At 47.6% G+C, this 5,409-nt stretch carries 4 protein-coding genes; all 4 read right to left on the minus strand.

Features of this window, described 5'->3' with window-relative positions:
- A partial coding sequence (locus A3750_RS22435; RefSeq protein ID WP_231871925.1) for an FAD-dependent oxidoreductase occupies nt 1–683 on the minus strand: 683 nt, incomplete at its 3' end.
- Nucleotides 684–972: 289 nt separating this feature from the next.
- Entirely contained in the window at nt 973–3,576 is a 2,604-nt protein-coding gene (locus A3750_RS22440; protein WP_068453018.1) for an EAL domain-containing protein, read from the minus strand.
- A 95-nt stretch (nt 3,577–3,671) separates the two neighbouring features.
- Nucleotides 3,672–4,790, minus strand: a complete 1,119-nt coding sequence (locus A3750_RS22445) for a M14 family metallopeptidase (protein WP_068466200.1) — start codon at nt 4,788–4,790, stop codon at nt 3,672–3,674.
- Nucleotides 4,791–4,964: 174 nt separating this feature from the next.
- Nucleotides 4,965–5,409 (minus strand): diguanylate cyclase (locus tag A3750_RS22450; protein WP_156498846.1); only part of this gene is annotated, 445 nt, incomplete at its 5' end.

Consider the following 5,409-nt stretch of genomic DNA (forward strand, 5'->3'; position numbering starts at 1 on the left):
CCATCCGCAAAACACATACGATAACGGCAGTTTTCACCCGCAGTAATTTCTTGAGTCGCTTTCTGGGTGTGTACTTGAACGCCCAACGATTCAATTTTTGATTTAAGTAAACGACCGCCACCTTGGTCTACCTGAACCGCCATAAGCTGAGGAGCAAACTCGACGACGTGGGTTTCAAGGCCCGCTTCCTTCAGGGCATTTGCCGCCTCCAAGCCAAGTAATCCGCCACCGACAACAACACCCACCTTACTTTGCTTGGATGAAGCCTCTATGCGTTCAAGATCTTCTATTGTGCGGTATACCAGACAGTGCTCTTGATCATTGCCCGGGATAGGAGGAACAAAAGGATAAGAGCCCGTAGCGAGCACCAGCTTGTCATATTCAAAGCATTGACCATCTGCGGTTTCAACTCGCTTTGCATCACGGTCAATCTTGCTGACGCGCGCATCAGTAAAGAATTTCACGCCCTGTTTGGTGTATTGCTCCGGGGTGGTTAAGGCCAAATCATCCGCCGACTTACCGCTAAAATACTCTGAAAGATGCACCCGATCGTAGGCCAATCGCGGCTCTTCAGATAACACAGTAAGATCAAAACCATCGTGCTGCTCCATGAGCTGATCAACAAAGTGATGGCCAACCATCCCATTCCCAACGACAACAATTTTCATATTTGATGATTGCATTCTTCAGTCTCCACCAATGTTCTAAGGGCAAAAAAAAACCTCCATAACCAGAACACATATCTGATTGCGGAGGCTTCTTTGCCTGATGCAGGCCCGAGGTCATTCTCGAGCTGCAAGATTTATTTTACGACTCTAATCGTATTCACTTTGAGGTTTTACATTCAAATTCGATACCAACTTATGAAACCTATATGTTTCAGTCACTTACATATGACAAAACAATGGAGAACCGGATAAATGCGTCATCAGAGTGCATTACGCACCATGAAGAGTCCTTTTTTGGAGAAGCCTAGCCTAGCGCTAGGGCCTCATGTTCTGACAACCATAGCTGCATATCATCAAATGGCATTGGACGCGCAATCCAATAACCCTGAAAACGATCGCAATTTAAGTCCCGCAGGGAGTTAGCCGTTTGTTCATCCTCAACGCCTTCTGCAACCAACTCAAGATTAAGCGCATGCGCCATGTCGACAAACGTCTTCACAATCATCAATGAACTCTTACTCTCGCAAACATCAACAATCAGAGAGCGATCGAGCTTCAATTCGGAAGCCGGGAGGCGTTGCAAATAAGAGAGGGAGGAATAACCGGCGCCAAAATCATCTATGGCAATTTTAAAACCTTTATCAACGAGCGTTTGCAAAGCTGTAATACCCAATACCGGGTCTTCCATCGCCGCAGTCTCCGTCAATTCCAGATAAAACATATCTGCACTGAGTGCGGTGTTGTCGAGTATCTGAGAGAGCTGCTCTGCAAAATGTGGATTATGTAAGTTGCGCGCAGAAATATTGATCGACATGGTGCCGACATATCCTTTGGCACGGAGCTCTAACATTCGCTCGACGACGCTCCGAAACACCCACTGCGTTATCAAATCAATGAGTCCGGTTTGCTCGGCAAGCGGGATGAATTTGTCTGGCGGAACAAACCCAAGTTTAGGGTGCGTCCAACGCAGCAAGGCCTCCATTCCCGTGACTTTAGATGTCTGCATCGCGAGTTTGGGTTGAAATGCGAGCGCTAGCGTATCGTCATGAATAGCCTGCCTAAGCTCCGTAAGCAGTGTTAAGCGACTCTCATCGTATACATCGAAGTCACCGTGATATACCCCCATCAAACCACTTTTTGGGTTCGGCGATTCCATCGCGATCAGCGCATTGCGAATTAACTTGGCGGGGTCCGTTCCATGCTTTGGAAATAACGCACTACCAAAACGCGGTGACAACTCAAGGCTCAGTCCTTCAAATGCAATCGGAGCGCTGAGTTTGCGCAGAACTTCATAAAACCCTTCCGGTGACGCCTCAAATGCGTCCTGGTCGACCAGCACTCCAAAGGTCACTCCCGCTATCTGAAACAGTCCCTCTTCATGACCGTCCTCAAGCTTTGCATTCACGACCCCCTGCAATGCTTGCGTATCGTTTTGGAGGCTACGAGCAATTTGTCGGAGCAATCTCTCACTGCTTGATAAGCCCAGCGTCCGCGTAATATCGTCAATGCGCGACATGTTCAAGGCCGCAACAAAGTAGCGTTTTTCTGGATTTTCCATCAAGGTATTCCGCACCAGCCACTCGAAACGATTGCGATTTAGAAGCTGGGTTACGGGGTCCCGAGACATTGTCTGCGCTAACAAAATCTGAGTTCGATTTCGCTCTTTTGCCGTGTCGAGACTCTGCGCTTGAGCACGTATTTTCTTTTCTCTTTCTCGATAAAGTCGATCCGCAAGCGCCAACGTTAGCACCAAAGCTTCAATGCCCGACCCGATCTGCATTGCATATTCTGTCCAAAAATTGTTCGGTAGTGCGCCGGTACTCCTGCCCGTTGTAATGGCAAACCCTAGCGTCAGGGGAACCCACGCAATAGTGAAGTAAATACCGGATCGCTTACCTTTAAACCAACTGATTGGCCCAGCAAAAACAAGTACCGCAAAAAGCAAAACACCACCAATGGCCGATACACGCACTGAAAAGTCGTAGCCCATAAACATGGATACGCCGAGATCAAAGATCTCAAAACCGACCATCACCAAAATGGCTTTATCCAACATCGGAGTGCCACGATAGGTTCGCATAAAGCTGCGCGCAAAAAGCAAAGAGAACAAAGCAAGAAAGGGCATCGACATAAGGAACAATCGACTGTTCAAATCGGGTGCATGAGGCAACACCATCTGATGAATAAAGCCTCGACTGCTCGCAAAAAATACTAGGTAGCCAAAAACGGCTAACGCGTAATACAAATACAATCTTTCACGCAGTGTAAAAAATACCGCTAGATTCAAAAGCAAGATGACGGCTAAAGCGCCATAGTAAAAAAAGTGGATTTTCTGTTCGCTTGCAGCAGACTCAAAGAAGGATTTCTCTGTCCAAAGATACAGGGGCAGCAACATCGAGCCCTGGGTTTTGACTCGGGAAATAACCGAAATATCCTGATTACTCTCTAACTGAAAGTTGAACAAAATGCTTGGATGATCAATATGCCTAGGGTAAAAGTTCCGGCTATCACCGGTTGCTAAATCAAGCACTCTTCCATCTGAGGTCGTTGCTTTGAAGACCACATCATCAAGTAATAGATAATCGACCTCCAAGACCATGTTCTGGGTATTCGCAGTTTTGTTGCTGATGAGCGTTTTTATCCAATACTGGGAACTCGTAAAACCAAAGCTCCCTTGCCCCGGCATGGCTTTGGACCATCGATCCTCAGGCAAGGCTTGTATCTGCTCGAAGGTATAAAGATGATAAGGGTCTTCGAAATAGTCGAATGCCATAGGCAAGGGTGAATCTGCCCCATCTTTTAAGGTGTTTTCTGCCGACCACAGCACCTGTGCACATAGCAGTAATACAACCGCTAAAATGATTTTGGAGATGGATCGACGAGCGACATGACGATGGTATGCAGACACTAAAGCTCTCTCTAGTTTTCTTATATGCCCCTAAAGTTTAGCCAGATTCTTCGATTTAGCCCGTTTACCGAAGCCAAACCCGATAATGCCAAAAGCTATGCGCCAAGCAGCGGCCCTTCGCGAAACGCATCAGGCCCAGCCACCTTACCAATATCCATACCAGCAATAGCAAAACGCCGGTTTTCTCGTGCGAAAAACTTTCCGGCGGCCTTCGTGGTGATGGGTGTAATGGTTTGATCGTTCGGATTAACGATCTCAGCGAGCACGTCTCCCGCCGAAACCAGATCACCCAACCGTTTTTTAAACACCAGCACACCAGAAACCGGTGCTTTTATGGCATCAGAACCTGCCAAGGGGGTAGGGGTATAGAGCGCTTGCGGCATGATCGATGGCTCACCCTCAATCACACCAATCGATTGTAGCCAATGAAAGATCTGCTGAGCATCACGCGCGGCCAACCCATGGCTTACATCGGCTTCACCGCGAAACTCGAGTGTAACGCCACAGCCGGCTAGCGGAATAGGGTATTTGCCTTGATACTGATCACGAAGCCGATACCAAACGCCTGACTGAACCTCATCAAACGCGGAACCTCCCGAACCTTCTGCAAAAAGCACTGTTTCCGCTGCAAGATAACGCGCCAATCCGCTTATCTGATCAAGGTAGGGCGTATCGACATACATATGCATCAATGCCTCAAAGTCGCAATGCATGTCGAGCACCCAATCAGCATCATGCGCGAGGTCAAGCAAGGTTAAGCGCATATCGGCCAGTTCAGTAGCACGGGGAATATGGGACAACGCAGTTTTAATCGCACCTCGAATGACTTGCTTGTTTTGATCCTCGTTCTGACTAAGTCGTGGCTCTATGTCATCAATAATAAGATCGTAAAAATCAGGATAACTCCGATTGAAATTCTCACCGCTAGTAAAGTCAAAGCGGCCAAGATGATCCCTCGCAAGGTGCTGAGAAAGGCCTATAGGATTGGCATACGGGACGAGAACGATCTCCCCTGCGATGAGCCCCTGCTCCTCTGCCTGGTTTAACAAGGTTCTCAGGTGGTGTAAGACTAACATTGGAGGAACTTCATCCGCATGCAAGCTAGCTTGCATATACACCTTCACATCTATGTCGCCACGACCGTAATGCAGGCTAAGAAGCTCTCTTCTCGTACCAATACTTTGCGACAATAGTTGATGCGTTTTTTGCTGCACAGCAGACCTCCAAAACTAGATAAAGTAGAGACGCGATCCGATACGTAATCACATGCAAGGAGGGTATATCACAGAGCACGGACGCTAACAGACTTCAGAGCAATTATCTAAAACGCGCCCAAAGCCTTTAGGAAGAAACGATTAAAAATCTGTTTTTGAATCGAGGCAAAAACCCTAAGCTCCAATTTGATTTCGGCCAGCCGCTTTTGCTTGATATAGATGCTCATCCGCGGCTCTAATCATTGACTCGATATCTGTGTGATCGACATTGCTCGCCACGCCAATACTTACAGTCACATAGTCCACAGTGCTGGATGTTTCATGTGGGAGCTTTTCCTCCTTCAATGCAGCAAGAATCCGAACCCCTACTTCTCTTGCCCCTTGCGCGCTGGTTTCAGGAAGAAGCACTAGAAACTCCTCACCACCAAAGCGGCAAGCTATATCAGCAGGCCTAAGCGTCGCTTTTTGCAGCGTTTCGGNGATTCTTTCTAGGCAACGGTCACCTTCTAAATGCCCGTAAAAGTCGTTATATGCTTTGAAATGATCGACATCCAAAAGCAAAATAGACAACGCTAGCTTGTTACGATTTGACCGAGACCACTCTCGCTCCATCGAGTTC

It is taken from the genome of Oleiphilus sp. HI0079, from assembly GCF_001635105.1.